This window comes from Dactylosporangium maewongense (assembly GCF_039531485.1).
GTDB classification, from domain to species: Bacteria; Actinomycetota; Actinomycetes; order Mycobacteriales; family Micromonosporaceae; genus Dactylosporangium; species Dactylosporangium maewongense.
Genome location: NZ_BAAAQD010000026.1, coordinates 155,410 through 171,480 on the forward strand (window position 1 = coordinate 155,410; position 16,071 = coordinate 171,480).

General features: G+C 70.0%; 11 protein-coding genes. 1 reads left to right on the forward strand and 10 read right to left on the reverse strand.

What is annotated here, in order from left to right; translation table 11 throughout:
- Nucleotides 1-11 precede the first annotated feature (11 nt).
- The 9 genes from ABD332_RS46415 to ABD332_RS46455 all read right to left on the reverse strand — a co-directional run bounded on the left by ABD332_RS46415 (nt 12) and on the right by ABD332_RS46455 (nt 14,277).
- Nucleotides 12-869, reverse strand: coding sequence for a metallophosphoesterase (locus tag ABD332_RS46415; RefSeq protein WP_344511086.1), 858 nt, complete (start codon nt 867-869; stop codon nt 12-14).
- Nucleotides 870-954: 85 nt separating this feature from the next.
- Entirely contained in the window at nt 955-2,442 is a 1,488-nt protein-coding gene (locus ABD332_RS46420; protein WP_344511088.1) for a family 43 glycosylhydrolase, read from the reverse strand.
- Between the two features lie 9 nt (nt 2,443-2,451).
- On the reverse strand, nt 2,452-4,908 hold the full coding sequence (locus ABD332_RS46425; RefSeq protein ID WP_344511090.1) for a glycoside hydrolase family 127 protein: 2,457 nt from the start codon (nt 4,906-4,908) through the stop codon (nt 2,452-2,454).
- A 74-nt stretch (nt 4,909-4,982) separates the two neighbouring features.
- Nucleotides 4,983-5,765, reverse strand: coding sequence for a carbohydrate ABC transporter permease (locus tag ABD332_RS46430; RefSeq protein WP_344511092.1), 783 nt, complete (start codon nt 5,763-5,765; stop codon nt 4,983-4,985).
- A 12-nt stretch (nt 5,766-5,777) separates the two neighbouring features.
- Nucleotides 5,778-6,704: a carbohydrate ABC transporter permease gene (locus tag ABD332_RS46435; RefSeq protein WP_344511094.1), complete on the reverse strand. Its 927-nt coding sequence runs from the start codon at nt 6,702-6,704 to the stop codon at nt 5,778-5,780.
- A gap of 102 nt (nt 6,705-6,806) precedes the next feature.
- On the reverse strand, nt 6,807-8,078 hold the full coding sequence (locus ABD332_RS46440) for an ABC transporter substrate-binding protein (protein ID WP_344511096.1): 1,272 nt from the start codon (nt 8,076-8,078) through the stop codon (nt 6,807-6,809).
- A gap of 38 nt (nt 8,079-8,116) precedes the next feature.
- Nucleotides 8,117-9,148, reverse strand: coding sequence for a LacI family DNA-binding transcriptional regulator (locus ABD332_RS46445; RefSeq protein WP_344511098.1), 1,032 nt, complete (start codon nt 9,146-9,148; stop codon nt 8,117-8,119).
- An 18-nt stretch (nt 9,149-9,166) separates the two neighbouring features.
- Nucleotides 9,167-12,475 carry a galactose-binding domain-containing protein gene (locus ABD332_RS46450; protein WP_344511100.1) on the reverse strand — a complete coding sequence of 1,103 codons (3,309 nt, stop codon included), beginning with the start codon at nt 12,473-12,475 and terminating at the stop codon, nt 9,167-9,169.
- Between the two features lie 26 nt (nt 12,476-12,501).
- Nucleotides 12,502-14,277: a glycoside hydrolase family 127 protein gene (locus ABD332_RS46455; protein ID WP_344511102.1), complete on the reverse strand. Its 1,776-nt coding sequence runs from the start codon at nt 14,275-14,277 to the stop codon at nt 12,502-12,504.
- Nucleotides 14,278-14,470: 193 nt separating this feature from the next.
- Here ABD332_RS46455 and ABD332_RS46460 point away from each other — a divergent pair, with 193 nt between their 5' ends.
- Nucleotides 14,471-15,496, forward strand: coding sequence for a LacI family DNA-binding transcriptional regulator (locus tag ABD332_RS46460; RefSeq protein WP_344511104.1), 1,026 nt, complete (start codon nt 14,471-14,473; stop codon nt 15,494-15,496).
- Here the strand turns inward: ABD332_RS46460 and ABD332_RS46465 are convergent.
- Nucleotides 15,486-16,071 (reverse strand): RNA-guided endonuclease InsQ/TnpB family protein (locus ABD332_RS46465; protein ID WP_344511106.1); only part of this gene is annotated, 586 nt, incomplete at its 5' end. The genes ABD332_RS46460 and ABD332_RS46465 overlap by 11 nt on opposite strands.

Below are 16,071 nucleotides of genomic sequence, written 5' to 3' on the forward strand. Positions count from 1 at the left end.
AGCGCTGAGCTTCAGGTGCGATGCACCGGCCGGGCGCCGGGGTGCAGCCGTCGCAGGCCGTCGCGGGCGACCTCGGCGGCGCTGCCCGCCGGGCGGGCCAGATCCCACTCCAGGTACACCTTGTCGCCGTCGTAGCACCCGAAGCTGCTGGAGACGCACAACAGCGGCTCATGCTCGATCCAGTGCCCTTCCCGCACAATGTCGTGGCCGAACACCGCCACCTTGCACCCGACGTGCAGGGCACGAAGGAACGCGAGGCCCCGCTCGGCGGGCGTGGTCCGGGCCCACAGCAGCGCCCCGAGCGGCCCGGTCGACGCCATGTCGGCCAGGGGCACCGATTCGTACCCGGCCAGCGCCAGGTCGTCGAGGTCACGAGGCCCGGCGATCTGCGCGTGCGGCGCGGCGTGGGTGAAGGCGATGCCCGCGCCCGGCGCGACGGCCGCGAGCGGCCAGCCCGCCATCCACCGCCGGACCGGGGCGAACCCGCCCGGGGCGTACTGCCGCTCCAGGTGGGCCGCCTCGTCGGCATGGAACTTGTCCAACCGCGGGCCACCCAGATGGGCGTGCTCATGGTTGCCCAGCAGGAAGTGGACCTGTTGCGGGTAGGCCTCCTGCAGCCACCGGGCCTCGGCGAGCAGCCGCGGCGTCTGGTCGACATAGAAGTCGCCGAGATGCTCCGGCCACGCCTGCGGAGCGATGGCCGGCCCGTGCACGAGGTCGCCACAGAACAGCAGGTGCGGCCGCGGCCCCCCAGCGTCCACGATGGCCCTGAACCGGGCCACGATCGCCTGGAAGTCCGCGAGGTTACCGTGCAGGTCGGTGACGGCAAGCAACCTGCCCACCGCCGGCAACGTCACCACCCGTGACATCCGCCCACGATGGCACACCGGCCACCCGCAGTCCACCGCGAGACGGGCGGGACCGGCCGGTCCCGCCCGTCGTGGGCGCGGAAGGTCAGGAGGCGGGTTCGCCTGAGGGGACGGGGAGTTGGGTGCCCAGGGCGACCGGGACGCCGAAGTTGGGGGTGCCGTCGGCGTTCCAGGTGAACTTCTGGGCGCGGGTGCTGCGGTTCATGTCGCAGCCGCCGCTGGTGGAGCTGTTGGCGTGGTAGACGATCCAGTCCTCGGTGCCGTCGGGGGACTTGAAGAAGCCGTTGTGGCCGGGGGCGTAGACCGAGTTGGCGTTGGAGCGCTGGAAGACCGGGTTCGGGGACTTCACCCACGACGACGAGTTGAGCGGGTCGCCGCCGTTCCAGGTCAGCATGCCGAGCTTGTAGTCCGGGGTGGAGCAGTGGCTGGCGGAGTAGATGATGAAGGTCTTCCCGCCGTGGGTGATGACCTCGGCGCCTTCGTTGACGGCGCCGCCGACCGTCTCCCAGCTGTAGGTGGGCGTGGAGAGGATGCGACGGGTGCCGCTGGCCGTCCACGGGTTCGACAGCGGGCGGATGAACATCGGCTGCGAGCCGTTGTAGAACGTGCCGAGCAGGTACAGCTGGCCGTTGAGCTGCAGGATGCTCGGGTCGAGCTCCCACGTGTTGTCAGAGGTCGGGTCGAGCAGGTCGGCCTTGAACGTGTACGGGCCCATCGGGTCGAGGCCCGCGCTTTCGAGGACGTGGATGCGCTGCGTGCCGAGGTTGTACGGCTCGGCGCCGGCGGTGTAGTAGAAGTACCAGCGCTGCCCGTTGGGGCCGTTCAGCAGGTGGAACTCGGGCGCCCACATGGTGCCGGCGCCGTTGGGCCGGGTGAGGTTGAAGATGACGGTCTCCGGCGCGGTGGCCAGGCCGCCGAGCGTGCGGCTCTTGCGCATCGTGATCGTGCGGTTCCACGTCGTGGACGCCAGGTAGTAGTAGCCGCTGTAGTACGTGAGCCACGGGTCCGGGCCCTGCGGGTCGAGCGGGTTGGTGAAGGTGCGCGTGGTCGTCGTGCCGCCGTTGTACGACGGCAGCCGCCACACCTGCGTCGCCGCCGTGGAGCAGGTCAGCTGCACGAGCCCGGCCGACGCCGGCGCGACGCACTTGCCGGACTCGACGGCGACGAGGTTGAACGTGTTCGTGGCGCCGGAGACGGTGACCGCCTGTAGCCGGAACTGCTGGTTGGTCTGGCCGTTGCAGGTGTACTGGATGATCGTCGCGTTGTCCGCGGTGGACCGGCCGGTCACGTCGACGCAGGAGCCGGAGGTGAGCGTGTTGACGGTGTAGGTGCCGGTCGCGTTCGCCACCGGGACGAAGGTGAAGTTCTGGCTGGTGGCGCCGTTGCAGGCGGCCTGCACGAGCTGCAGGACGTTGGTGGGTGCGCCGCCGGGCACGTTGGCGCACTGCCCGCTGGACTGGTTGACGACGGTGCTGGCGAAGGTGACCGGCGCGGCGGCGGCCACGCCCGGCCAGTTGAGCACGGAGACGGTCGTCGCCGCGAGCACGGCGAGCACGACTGGTCGATGCAACATCAAAACCTCTCAGGTTCCGTTGGCGGCGAAGCCGGCGACCTCGGCGGCGGTCAGCGCGCGGCTGTAGATGCGGAGACTGTCGACGGCGCCGTCGAGGTACGGGTCGGCGTACTGGGATCGGCCGACCCAGTTCTGTGTGGTGGCGCCGAGGCTCGACGGGCTGAGCGTCAGCCCGGTGTTGCGGGCCACCTCGGCGCCGTTGACGTACAGCACGCCGAGGTTGCCCTCGCGGGTGACGGCGACGTGCGTCCAGGCGCCGGCCGGCAGCGCGGACGGGGCGTCGATGTGCTGCTCGCCGCCGGCGCCGGTGGCCGTGATCGCGAACCGCGCGGTCCCGGAGCCCGACCTGGCGACGAGGAACATGTTGACGCCCGTACCGCTGCCGAAGTCGAAGACGCGGGCCCAGTTGGTGATCGTGTCGACGCGGACCCACAGGGCGACGGCGAAGTTCGTGGCGCCGGCCAGGATCCCCGACGGCAGCGCCACGTATCCGTTGGTGCCGTTGAGGTTGACGGCGCTGCCGGTGCGGCCCGTCACGTAGGTACCGTTGGTGACCGTGGCGGTGCGGCCGTTGCCGGTGGCGTCGGTGCCGTTGTTCTCGAACTGGTAGTGCGCGACGAACTGCGGCAGCGGCGGGGTGGTGTTGACCGACCAGTAGACGCTGTAGCGCTGGCCGTGCACCTTGTAGAACGGCTGGAGGGTGACCCCGCCGGCGGTGTACTGCAACGGGGTCGCCGTCGCGGTGAGCGTGGCCGGGTTGAGTACGGGTAGTGCGCTGAGATTGTTGGTGCCGAACAGCCCGCCGAGGACGATCGGGCCGACCTTCACCGCCTGCACGCTGCTGTTGTCGTTGGCGGACTCGCGGGTCAGCGCCATCGGCAGGGTCACGTCGATGACGTCGCCGGAGGCCCAGGTGCGGGCGATCGTGGCGAACGAGCCGGGTGCGGGCGCGGCCTGAGCGGCACCGTTCACCCGTACCGACGCCGAGGACGCCCACGACGGGATCCGGACCTTCACGGTGAACGTGCCGGACCCGGTGACGGTCAGCTTGGTCGAGCCGGCCTCCGGGAAGCCGGTCTCCTGCCGGATCGTGACGCCGCGCGCGGACCACGTCAGCACCGACGGGATGAACAGGTTCACGTACAGGGTGCTGGCGCCGTCGTGGAAGTAGATGCTGTCGCCGAACTTGGTGCTGCTCTCCATGCCCGTGCCGTGGCAGCAGACGAAACTGTTGTAGTCGTTGCTGTAGGTCTTGATCCCGCCGGCGCGCAGCGGCACGTAGTAGCACTGGAAACCGTGCGCGGAGTTCGGGTCCTGCGAGGCGAGGATGTGGTTGTAGAGCGCCTTCTCGTAGTAGTCGAGGTAGTCCACCCGGGACGGGTCGGTGAAGAACAGCTGCCGGGTCAGCTTCAGCATGTTGTGCGAGTTGCAGCACTCGGCGGTCGTGTCGGACAGTTCGCTGGCGATGCGGTCGGGCGCCTTGAAGTACTCGCCGTTGGAGTTGCCGCCGATCGCGTACGTGTGCCGGCGGGTGACGATGTCCCAGAAGTTGACCGCGATCGTGCGGTAGCGAACGGTCCCGGTCGCGTGGTACTCCCGGATCGCACCGATGATCTTCGGGATCTGCGTGTTGGCGTGGTAGTTGTTCAGGCTGTCGGTGCCGGCCGCGAGCGGGTCGAAGATCTCGGCGTGGTCGAACTGCTGCGCGGCGGCCAGGTGCGCGGCGTCGCCGGTCAGCTGGTAGAGGTTGGTGAGGACCTCGTTCATCCCGCCGAACTCGGTGTCGAGCATGTTCTGCCGCTGGGTCAGGGTCAGCCGGTCGTTGCGGAACTTGACCCACGCCGCCATGCCGGTGAGCACGGTCAGCGCCTGCGCGTTGCCGGCGAGCTGGTGCATGTCCAGCAGACCGGCCATGAGCTTGTGCAGCGTGTAGTAGGGCGCCCAGACGGACTGCCGCGCCTCGACCCGGTCGATGAAACTTTCCGGGAACGCGCTGAGGTAGCCGGTGTTGTAGCCGGCGGTGGCGGCGCGCGACTGGCACTGGGCGAGGACGGTGACGAGCTGGTCGCCCTTGGTCTTGAAGGCGGTGTTGCCGGTGCTCGCGTACGCCTGGGCGAGGGCGGACAGGATGTGGCCGGTGGAGTGCCCGCGCAGCTCGGTGGTCGGTGACTCCCAGCCGCCGCATGGGGTGGCGGAGGAGGAGAGCCCGACGTTGAGGCGGAACGTGTGCAGCAGCCTGTCGTTGTCCAGGAACAGCAGGTAGGAGTGGATGCGCCCGGCCGCGGCGGTGAACGGGCTGGTCAGCAGCTCCACCGCGGTGAGCGGGAACGCGTAGGCGGAGACGCCGGTGTCCGGGCGGGCGGCGCCGGCCGCCTCGGAGAACAGGAGCGGGGCGACGGCGGTGGCGGCGCCGGCGACGGCGGTGGTCCGCAGCACGCTGCGGCGGGTCACCGGTGGTGAGGACATGGGTCCCTCCCGAGGGTATGGGGTGTCCGCGGACCGTCCGTCCGTGGACGGTCCGCCGTGGTGCCGAGGAAGCGCTAGCCGCGCAGCGCGCCCGACATGAAGCCTCGGACGTAACTGCGTTGCAGGACGAGGAAGAGCAGCAGGCAGGGCACCGCCATGAACGTCACGCCGGCCTCCAGGGCGGCGTAGTCGATGGCGCCGAACGAGGCGGTGCGCATGTTGACCACGGCGAGCATGACGGTGAACTTGTCCGTGGAGTTGAGCAGGATGAGCGGGGCGAAGAACTCGCTCCACGAGGTGAGGAACGCGAACAGCCCGACGGTGATCAGGCCCGGCCGCACCGCGTGCAGCATGATGCGGGTGAGCGCGCCGAAGCTGGTACACCCGTCGATCAGGGCGGACTCCTCCAGCTCCTTCGGGATCGCCTCGAACGCGTTGCGCATCATGAAGATCGAGAACGGCAGCTGGAACATGATCAGGACGAGGCTGAGCCCGAGCAGGGAGTCCTGCAGCCCGATCCACCCCAGCAGCACGTACAGGGCGATGAGGATGGTCGCGTAGGGCACCATCAGGATCGCGAGGGTGAGCAGGAACAGGGCGTTCTTGCCCGGGAACTGGAACCGGCCGAACGCGTAGCCGCCGAGGGTGGCGACCAGCAGCGTGCCGCCGACGGTCAGCGCCGACACGGTGACGCTGTTGACGATGTGCTCGAAGCGGATGCCGTTGTCCGAGGTGAACAGCCGGCTGTAGTTCTCGAGGCCGAAGCCGGACGGGGTGCGCACCGACGCCCACGCGCTCCACAGCAGCGGGAACAGGAAGAGGACGGCGAGGGCGGCGGCACTGATCTTGCGGGGCATGAGCACGGGTCCCTACTGCGATCGGCGGCGCAGGACGCCGAGCTGGATGGCGTTGAACACGATGAGCACCCCGAGCAGCACGACCGAGATCGCCGCCGCCGAGCCGAGATCCAGCTCGATGAACGCCTCCCGGTAGATCACCATGACCAGCGACGTGGTGCCGTTGTCGGGGCCGCCGCGGGTGAGGATCCAGAACTGGTCGAAGGCGAGCAGCGAGCCGGTGATCATGAGCGTGAGCACCAGCGCGATCGTCGGGCGCATCAGGGGCACGGTGATCCGCCGGAAGATCTGCCAGCGGGTCGCGCCGTCCAGGCGGGCCGCCTCGTACACGTCCAGCGGGATCGCCTGCAGGCCGGTGAGCAGGATCAGCATGTTGAAGCCGGCGAAGCGCCACAGCACGAGCACGACCGCGGAGCCGAGCGCGGAGTTGGGGCTGCCGCTGGTCCACGACACGTACCCGTCGACCAGCCCGACCTTCTCCAGGACCCGGTTGACGGGGCCGATCTCGTCGCTGAGCAGGCCGAGGAACAGCAGCGACGCGCTGGCGAAGCCGACCGCGGCGGGCAGGAAGAACGCGGTGCGCAGCAGCCCGACACCGCGCCGGCGGTGCTGCACCATGAGCGCCAGGCCGAACGACAGCACGAACAGCAGGACCGTCACGACGACCGTGTACTTGAGGGTGAACCACACGGCGGTGCGCAGCAGGTCGTCGTCGGCGAGCCCGGCGTAGTTCTCCGGCGCGTTGATCGTCGGCGCGCCGAGCAGCGGCCAGTGGTGCAGCGACATCCACACGACCAGGCCGAGCGGCACGACGAAGAACATGCCCACCACGAACGCGGTCGGCGCGGCGTACAGGGCGCCGATCCACTGCCTGTTGCGTTTCCTTCGCGGCGACGCCGACGGCAGGACCGTCGGTCGCGTTGGCGCCAGCAAGGTCATCATCTTCTCCGGTGCGACCGTGTTCGAGGGGTGTCCTGGTTCGAGGGGGTATCGGTGGGGCGGGCGGCCCGCCCCCGCTCGCGCAGGGGCGGGCGGGCACGGCTACTTCTTCAGTGAGGCGGTGAGGGCGGTGGCGCCGTCACCGAGCGACTTCTGCGCGTCGCCGAACAGGGCACCGCGGAACGCGGTGTTCCACGGGCTCTGCGGGTCGTTGTAGGTGGCGTTGAAGTTCTTCGCGTACGGCGTCTTGCCCTTGCCCATCAGGTTGTTGATGGTCACGATCCGCGGGTCGGCCGAGGAGTACTTGTTGGAGGCCAGGTCGGTGCGGGTCGGCACGCCCTTGTTCTTCGCGACGACCTCGACCTGCGCCTCGTCGCCGAGGGTCCAGGCGAGGAAGTCCCAGGCCTGCGCGGCGTGCTTGCTGGTGGCGCCGATGCCGATCGAGTCGCCGCCGACGAACGTCGACTCGCCCCCGTTGATGCCGCTGATCGGCGCGATGCCGACCTTGAAGGTGGCCTTCTCCTCAATGATGCCGAGCCACGCCGACGGCGCCGGGGCGATGCCGATCTTGCCGCTCTGCAGCGCGCCGAGCCAGGTCGGGCCGGCCTCGTCCTTCGACGCCGGCGCGGCGACGCCCTCGTCGTACAGCTTCCGGTAGAGCGCGAAGACCTCCGACATCTCCTTGGAGTCGATGGTCGAGGCGGTGCCCTCGGCGTTCATCACGTCGCCGCCGGCGGCCCACACCGACGGCCACAGGGTGAAGACGTTGCAGCCGCCACAGTTGCCGCCGAAGTAGGTGCCGTTGATGTCGCCGCCGAGCTTGTCGATGGCGCGGGCGGCCGCGGCGAACTCGGTCAGCGACGCCGGCGGCTTCTCCGGGTCCAGGCCGGCCTTGGTGAACAGGTCCTTGTTGTACAGCATGACCGACATGTCGATCGTGTGCGGGACCGCGTAGTTCTTCTTGTTCCAGGTGCCGTTGCGCACGTGCGCCGGGGCGACCTTGTCCTTCATCGGCAAGGCGTTGAACTTGTCGGTGATGTCCAGCCACAACCCCTGCGAGGCGTACTGCGGCGCGAACACCACGTCGGAGGCGAACAGATCCGGCAATGCCTTGGCCCCGGCGGCCGAGGCGAGCTTCGCCGGGTACTCCTCGTTCGGATAGGCGGTGACCTGCACCTGGTTCTTGTGGGTGGCGTTGTAGGCGGCGGCGTACGCCTTCGACACGGACTCGGTGGCGGCGCGGGTCCACAGGGTGAGCGTGGCCCCGCTGTCCGCGGCCTCGCCGGTCGCCGCCGGGGAGTCAGCGGAGTCGCCGCAGGCGCCGAGCGCCAACAACAGGGTGGCGGCGACGGTGCCGCTCAGTAAACGCTTCAAGGTCGGTCCCTTCCTGGACACATTGTTTGTGAGCGCTATCAAAGAGCAAGAGCGGAGGTGCTTTCACGCACGACGAGGTCGGGAGCGGACCGGTGCTGACCGGTCTGCCGCACGCCCGCCGCGATCTGGGTGACGAGCAGGTGCATGCTGCGCCTGCCGAGCTCGGCGAAGTCCTGCCGGACGGTGGTCAGGGGAGGCTGCAGGTAGGGCGCCTCCGGCATGTCGTCGAACCCGACGACGCTGACCTCGTCCGGCACCGCCCTGCCGGCCTGGTGCAAGGCGCGCAGCACGCCGATCGCCATCTGGTCGTTGCCGCAGAACACGGCCGTCACCGACGGGTCGGCGGCGAGCGCCCGGCCGGCGGCGTAGCCGGACCGGGCGCTCCAGTCGCCGGGCAGCGGGACGGGCACCGGCAGACCGACGTCCTCCAGCGCTGCCTGCCAGCCGACGAGCCGTTCGCGGGCCTCGGGCCACTCGGGCGGGCCCGCGACGTGGTGCACGGTGCGGTGACCGAGCGCGATCAGGTGCCGGGTCGCGAGCCCGGCACCCGCCGCGTTGTCCACGGCCACCATCGGCACCTCCGGCATCGCCGCCACGTCGATGCCCATGCCGACGATCGGCACGTGCGCGGGCACGTCGAGCAGCGAGCGGCCGAGCGCCGTCCAGGCCGCGGCGACCGGGGCGAGGGTGATGATCCCCTCGACCGCCTGTTCCCGCAGTCGGCGGATCGCTTCGGACACGGAGGGCACGTTCAGCTCCCTGGCGCTGGCGATACTGACGAAGTAGCCCGCTTCCCGGGCCGCGCGTTCGATGGCGTGGACCATGAACGACGGCCCGAACAGCGTGGTGTCGAAGGTGACCAGGCCGACGGTCTGCGACCGGTTCGTCGCCAGGGTCCTGGCCGCGACGTTGGGCTGGTAGTCCAGCGCCCGCATCGCGGCGAGGACCCTGGCTCGGGTCTCGGACCGCACACTCGGGTGGTCGTTGACCACCCTGGACACGGTCTGGTGGGACACCCCGGCGAGGTGGGCGACGTCCCGCATCGCCGGGGGCCTTCGTACGCTGTGCACGGGCGGACCTTTCTGGGGTTACGGGCCGGTCACCTTGACTTCCAGCAGACCGACCGACGCGGTGCCGCTCTGCAGGAGCACCCGGAGCCTGGTGGTGCTCACCGCGGTGAACGTCACGTGGTTGTACTGGTTGATGCCGAGCGGGTAGCCGGATGCGCCGGCGACGTCCACGTAGGCGGTGCCGTTCCAGTACTGCAACTTCCACGACGCGGGCAGCCGCACCCCGCCGTTGTCGTCGAAGAAGTAGACGTCGGCGGCGTTCACCGTCTGCGCGGAGGACCAGGTCAGCAGGCCCCACTGCTCGCCCGTGTTGGGCCAGGTGCCCCAGCGCGGGTTGACGGTGTCGTTGGAGCTCGGCGGGTCGATGCCGTCGTTGAGCGCTGCCACGCTCTCCCACGACGAGGTGTAGGACGCGCTCGGGGTGGCGCTCAGGGCGAGGTTGCCGCCCGTCGGCGGGGGCACGGTGCCGCCGCCCCGGTTGTACACCTTGACCTCGGTCAGGGCGGTCTTGAAGCCCGACGCGTGGGTCACCTGTACCCGCAGCCTGGTGGTGTTGACGGCGGTGAAGTTGACGACGTTGTAGTTCGCCCGTGGCGTGCCCGGCGTCTTCACCGGCGCGGCCACGTTCACCCACGCGCTGCCGTTGTAGTACTGGATCTGGTACGAGCTGGGCTGCCGGTACCGGTTGGTGGCCCGGTCGTTACGGAACCACAGCCGCACCTCGTCGACCGTCCGCGCCTGACCCAGGTTGAGCTCCAGCCAGTCGGTGGCGTTCGGCGAGCCGTAGGTGCCCCACGTCGGTTCGTTGATCGGGAACCCGTCGACCGCGTTGGCGCCGGCGGTGCCGCTCGCCGTGTAGGACGCGGAGGTGGCCACGCCCTGCGCGTAGTTCGGCAGGGTCGAGGTCAGGTCGACGCCGGCCTTGTTGAACATGTCGACCATCTGGGCGCTGGTCTGGCTCACCTGGGCCGGCGCCTGCAGGCCCGAGTACGCCGCGCTGAACTGCACGGTCGCGCCGCCGCCGGCCGGGAACGTGACCGCGCCGGTGGCCGGGTTCCACACCAGGCGGACCAGCTTGTCGACGGTCGCCACGCGGGTGCCGTTGACGAAGATGGAGTAGCCCTGCGGGATGCCGCTGTACTTGACGACGCCGTCGGCCGGGTCGTCCCACACGACGCTGAGGTCGGCGTTGCGGTAGCGCAGGTTGTTGGCGGCGAAGTTGGGCCAGCCGATGTTGAGCGGGCTCAGCTCGACCTGGTTGTCGTTGCGGGGCCGCAGGCCCATCACGTCCTCGATGACGGTCCAGTTGCTGCTGCCGAGGATGTTGTGGTGGATCCAGGACCGGTAGTCGATGTTCTTCGTGCCGGCGTTCCAGTCGGCCCAGAACTCGTTGGCGTCCGGCCACTGGGTGTTGCCGCCGATGTACTGCGCCCAGGCGTTCCAGTACAGCAGCTTCTTGTAGTCCTCAGTGGACATCCACTGGTTGGGGTAGTTGCGCAGCACCGAGGAGTACAGGCGGAACTGCACCGTGGAGTTGATGGTGGAGAAGTTGTTGCTGCCCGGCTGGCCCGCCGCGGCGGCCGCCGCCTTGTCCTTCTGGTTGGCCGTGAAGAACGGGAAGACCGGGTACTCGGCGGGGTCGGCGAAGAGCCGCAGCGCCTGCTTGTACTCGTCGGTGTTGGGCATCGCGCCGACCGAGTACGGGTAGTAGTTGTTGATCTCTTTCCACGGCACGAGCGCGTTGGTGGAGACGTGCCGGTGCTCGATGAGCTTGTTGGTCGAGTCCCACAGCGTCGACACGATGGCGTTGCGGATGCGGTCGGCGATCGCCTGCATCTCGGCGGCCTTCGCGGTGTTGCCGATCGCCGTGTACGCCTGGACCGCGGCGAGCGCTCCACTGTAGACGTACGCGGACTCGGCCCGGTCCATGTTGCCGGAGCGCCAGTGGAAGGACACGGCGTCGGCGTCGTTGCCGGTGAGCGCGCCCCAGTCGTACTCGATGAGGCCGTTGTTGTTGTGGTCGTAGTACGACAGCTGGCCCTTCACGTCGCCCTCGGCGTACTTCGCGAGGTTACCGGCGATCGCGGGCTGCCCGCCGTGGATCTGGTAGCTGCGCCAGGCCGCCTCGGCGATGTACTGGGTGTAGCTGTTGGACCAGTTCTCCGGGTCGCCGGGGTTGTCCATGAAGCGGCCGCCCTTGGACGTCTGCCCGACCGACAGCCACGGCCCGTAGGAGAAGGCGGCGTTGCGCAGGTACTTGAGGTCGTCGATGTGCATCGGCTGGGTGAGCGCGATCGCGTTGTTGTAGCCCAGCGCGCCCTCGACCGAGACCGGGAACTGGAAGTCCTGCCCGGGGATGTCGACGTCGAGGTAGTTGAAGCGCATCAGCCACCAGCGGTAGTAGATGTTCTTCTTGATGGCCGGCTCGGGCACGTCGAGGTACGGCACGTTCACCGCCCACCAGCGGTTGTAGTCCCGCACGTGGGTCGAGAAGGCGGTCGCCGCGCTGTAGCCCTTGTAGGCGTTGTACTCCGTGAGCGAGTCGGGGATCTCGTTGGCGACGAAGCCGAGCAGCACCTTGGTGGTGACGGTGGCGCCGGCCGCGATCGTCACCGACCGGTTGAGCCCGCCGCTGGTGGCGGTGAACCCGTCGGCGGACAGCCGCGGGTACAGGGTGGTGAGCGCGTTCTTCACGCCCACCTGGCCGGTCAGCTCGTCGCCACTGCCGGACGTGGCGTAGGGCGAGGTGACCCGCAGCGCGATCGTCTGCGAGGCGGTGCCGGTGTTGGTGATCGCCAGGTTGTCGACGGCGACGTTGTTGTGGGTGATGAACTTCGTCTGGTTGATCCGCAGGGATCCGTTGGTGTGGACGCTCTTCCAGTGGCTGGGCGCCTGCCAGCGCTGCGACACCTGCTCGGTCCAGGTGCCGGTGCCGGCGGTGACGGTGAACGCGCCCTGCCCGTTGATGCTCTCCCAGTACGCGACGTCACCGCCGAAGCCGAGCGTCGACGGCGTGTGCGTCTTCATGAACACGCCCCGGCCGCGGGTCATCAGCCAGGTGCCGGCGGGGTCGTTGCCGGGCCGCGCGAGCAGCCGGTCCATCCAGAAGTCCGTGCCGCCGCTCTCCGCGTCGAAGATGGCCTGCATGGTGTTGCCGGTGCTCATCGCGACCGGTGGTGCGGGCACTGCCGGCCCGTTGAACGTCGGGTAGCCGATCGTCTGTGCCGCGGACGCCGGGTTGGCGGCCAGCGTCGCGGCACCGATCGAGCCGGTCAGGGCGGTCGTCAACGCGATTGCCAGCCTGAGTTTCCAGCGGGGGTGTGGCATCGCGTCACCTCCATTTCGGGTGGGGGTCAGGTGGTGGGCAGCCAGATCCGCATCGTGGAGGGCCCGCGCCGGGCCCAGCGGTGGTAGGGCACAAGGGTGACCACGATCGGATCGGAGCTTTCGGGACTGTCCTCGCGGCTCTGGTACGGCCAGCCGCGCTCGGCCCGGTGCAGCAGCCGCCCCTTGACGGCGGTGGCCTCGGGGGCGACCGACGTGTCGACCTGGAGGTCGTCGAGGGTGACGCCGTCCTCCTGGTCGACCGACTCGGCGCACATGACGACCGGGCCGACCTCGACGGCGGCACAGCCACGGGTCGCGTCGACCCGCTGGTCGGGGAACGTCCAGCGGGGTTTGACCGGCAGGTCCAGGCGGACCTGGTCGCCGTCGCGGGTCGGCGTGGCGCCGTCCGCCCAGGCCGGCACCCGCACGGTGACGGGCCGGTCGGCGGTGACGACGACGGTGCCGCCTTCGGGGTAGTCGGTGTCGACGGTGACCCGCTCCCCGTCGACGGTCATCGGTGCGTAGTGGTGCACCTGCACGCCCGTGTCGTCCTCCGTCACCAGGTAGGTGCCGAGCGAGGCGACGAGCCGGGCGACGTTGTTGAGGCAGCAGGAGACCTCGAACCACGGGGCGCGCGGCCCGCCGCCGAAGCGCAGCTGCTCCCGGTCCGGCGGCACCGCCTCGGTCGGGGTCCGCTGGTGCAGGGTGTTGGCGTAGAAGAAGGACTGCCCGTCGTCGGCGACCGCGGTGGCGATCACGTTGTGCAGGACCCGGTCGACGATGTCGCCGTAGCGCAGGTCACCGGTCGCCAGCAGCAGCCGGTGCGCGAGCATCACGGTGGCCACGCCGGCGCACGTCTCGGAGTACGCGCGGTCCGGCGGCAGCACGAAGTCGTCGCCGTAGGACTCGTCGAGGTGCCGCGAGCCCATCCCGCCGGTGATGTAGGTGCGCCGGGCGAGGGTCCGGTCGAACTGCCGCACCACGGCGCCGAGCAGCGCGTCGTCGCCGGTCTCCACGGCCACGTCGACGGCGCCGGCGGCGAGGTAGAGCGCGCGGACCGCGTGGCCGGCGAACGCCTCGCCGTCGCGGACCGGCACGGCGTCCTGGAAGTACCGCCAGCCGAACTCGTGCTCGGGCAGGCTGCGGTGCCCGCGCCGCTCGACGAACCGGGCCGCCTGGTCGAGGTAGCGCTGCTCGCCCGTGACCCGGAACAGCTCCACGAGGGCCGTCTCGATCTCCGGGTGGCCGCACAGCCCTTCGTCGCCGAAGGTCGCGCAGACGTGGTCCGCGACGCCGCGGGCCACCTCGAGCAGGCCGCCGGCCAGGCCGGTGCGGGCCGCGGCGACGCCGGCCTGGATGAGGTGGCCGGCGCAGTAGAGCTCATGGCCGAAGTTCAGGTCGCTGTACCGCTCGGGCTGGCCGGGCCGGCCGAACGCGGTGTGCAGGTAGCCGTCGGGGGCCTGCGCGGCGGCGATCATGGCGGTGAGCTCGTCCAGCCGCGCCGAGTAGTCGGTGCCGCCGGGGCGGACGGACTCCCAGCACATCGCCTCGACGTGCTTGTAGATCTCGGAGTCGGAGAACTCCCGGCCGCGGCGGCGCTCGGTGCCCGTGCCCGTCGTGGCGAAGTTGCCGGTCCAGCCGAGCCGGTCGAGCCAGGTGCGGCAGTGCTCGATCGTGGCGGTGCCGTTCACCGCCTGGCGCTGCGCCCAGAACCCGCCGGTGATGCGTACCCGTCGCGGATCGACGGGCCGCAGTACCCCGCGGGACGGGAGCACCGGCCCTCCGCTGGCGTCCGACGTCACTGCGGTACCCACCTTTCTGTGTTACGAAAACCTTTTCGGAAGGATGGCAGCATGGCCTCGTCGTGTCAACGGTCGATTTCCTGCGCGCGGCGATGCTGATCTGACCCGAATGTCGGTTTGTGACAGTTGTGACACGCAACCGAGCATGTGTATGCTCGCCGAAAAGTTTTCGGATGCTTGAGAAGGGCCGCTGGTGAGCAGGAAACGCGCGCAGGTCACCCTCACCGACGTCGCTAAGCTGGCCGGCGTCTCGGTCGCGACCGCCTCCAAGGCGCTCAACGCCCGCGACGAGGTGGCCCCGGCGACCCGGCGCCGGGTCCAGCAGGCCGCGGAGGAGCTGTCCTTCCAGCCCAACGTGCTCGCGCGCGGCCTGATCTCGGGCAACACCCGCACGATCGGCCTGCTCACCGACGAGCTGTCGGCCGCCCGCTTCGCGATCCCGGTCCTGCTCGGCGCCGAGAACGCCCTCGGCAACGAGCAGATGAGCGTCCTGCTCTGCGACGCCCGCGGCGACGCCATCCGCCGCCAGCACTACATCCGCACGCTGCTCGCCCGGCAGGTCGACGGGTTCATCATCCTCGGCGACGCCAACGACCTGCGCCCGTCACTGACCCGCAGCATCCCCGTGCCGGTCGTGTACGCGTACTGCGAGTCCGACGACCCCGCGGACCTGTCCGTCGTCGCCGACGACGCCGGCGGCGCCCACCTCGCCGCCGAGCACCTCGTCTCGCTGGGCCGCCGGCGCATCGCCCACATCACCGGCGACCACGGCTACCGCGCCGCCCGCGACCGCGCCCTGGCCTTCGCCTCGGGCCTCTCGTCGGCAGGCCTCTCCCTGGTCGGCGAGCCGCTCTTCGGCCAGTGGTCGCAGCGCTGGGGCCGGCACGCCACCTCGCGGCTGCTCGCCTCGCACCCCGACATCGACGCCATCTTCTGCGGCAACGACCAGATCGCCTCCGGCGTCACCGAGGCCCTGCGCGACCTGGGCCGCACCTGCCCCGACGACGTGGCCGTGGTCGGCTACGACAACTGGGAGGTCTTCGCCACCGAGTGCCGCCCCCCACTGACCACGGTGGACCTCAACCTCGAGCAGCTCGGCGCCACCGCCGTCCGCCACCTCTTCGCCGCCCTCGACGGCGACCACCACTCGGGCGTCGTCCGCCAGCCCGGCCGCCTGGTCGTCCGCGAGTCCACGGGCGTCGCCCCGGTCACCCGCTGACGGCGCCGGCACCGTGACGAGCGTCTACGACAGCGAGCGGCTCGCGGCGGCGTACGCGTTCGACCGCCCGCCGGTCCACCAGCAGATCCTGCGATCGGCCCGCCTCGACCGCCGCGCCCGTCGTCGCTGACGTCCGCGGGATCGAGGAGCCATTGACATCCTCTCCGTCCTGAAGGACGGAGATTCCCGCCACGCTGCGCGTGGACCGCGCGGCGTCCGGGTGGGTTACCGCTTCGCCGCGCGGTGCCGGGACGAGTCCCGGTCTTACCCGCGCTCCACGGTCGTTTCCGTTGTCCGCCTGTCCAGCGGCCAACACGTTCAGCGCCGCATTCACGTCCCGGTCGTGGGCCGCTCCGCAGGGGCAGTCCCACGCTCGGACGTTGAGCGCCATCTTCTCGTTGATGCGTCCGCAGTCGGAGCACCTGCGGGTGGACGGGAAGAAGCGGTCCACCCGGGCGAAGGTGCGCCCGTACCGGGCGGCCTTGTACTCCAGCATGGCTGTGAAGCCGGCCCACGCTGCGTCGTGCACCGACTTGGCAAGCCGGGTCCGGCCGAGACCGGCGACGCACAGGTCC

What these genes read in the sequence shown, in the direction of transcription:
- ABD332_RS46420 (WP_344511088.1), bottom strand. Translation starts at nt 2,442, where the DNA reads ATGTTGCATCGACCAGTCGTGCTCGCCGTGCTCGCGGCGACGACCGTC.
- ABD332_RS46425 (WP_344511090.1), bottom strand. Translation starts at nt 4,908, where the DNA reads ATGTCCTCACCACCGGTGACCCGCCGCAGCGTGCTGCGGACCACCGCC.
- ABD332_RS46415 (WP_344511086.1), bottom strand. Translation starts at nt 869, where the DNA reads ATGTCACGGGTGGTGACGTTGCCGGCGGTGGGCAGGTTGCTTGCCGTC.
- ABD332_RS46430 (WP_344511092.1), bottom strand. Translation starts at nt 5,765, where the DNA reads ATGCCCCGCAAGATCAGTGCCGCCGCCCTCGCCGTCCTCTTCCTGTTC.
- ABD332_RS46450 (WP_344511100.1), bottom strand. Translation starts at nt 12,475, where the DNA reads ATGCCACACCCCCGCTGGAAACTCAGGCTGGCAATCGCGTTGACGACC.
- ABD332_RS46435 (WP_344511094.1), bottom strand. Translation starts at nt 6,704, where the DNA reads ATGACCTTGCTGGCGCCAACGCGACCGACGGTCCTGCCGTCGGCGTCG.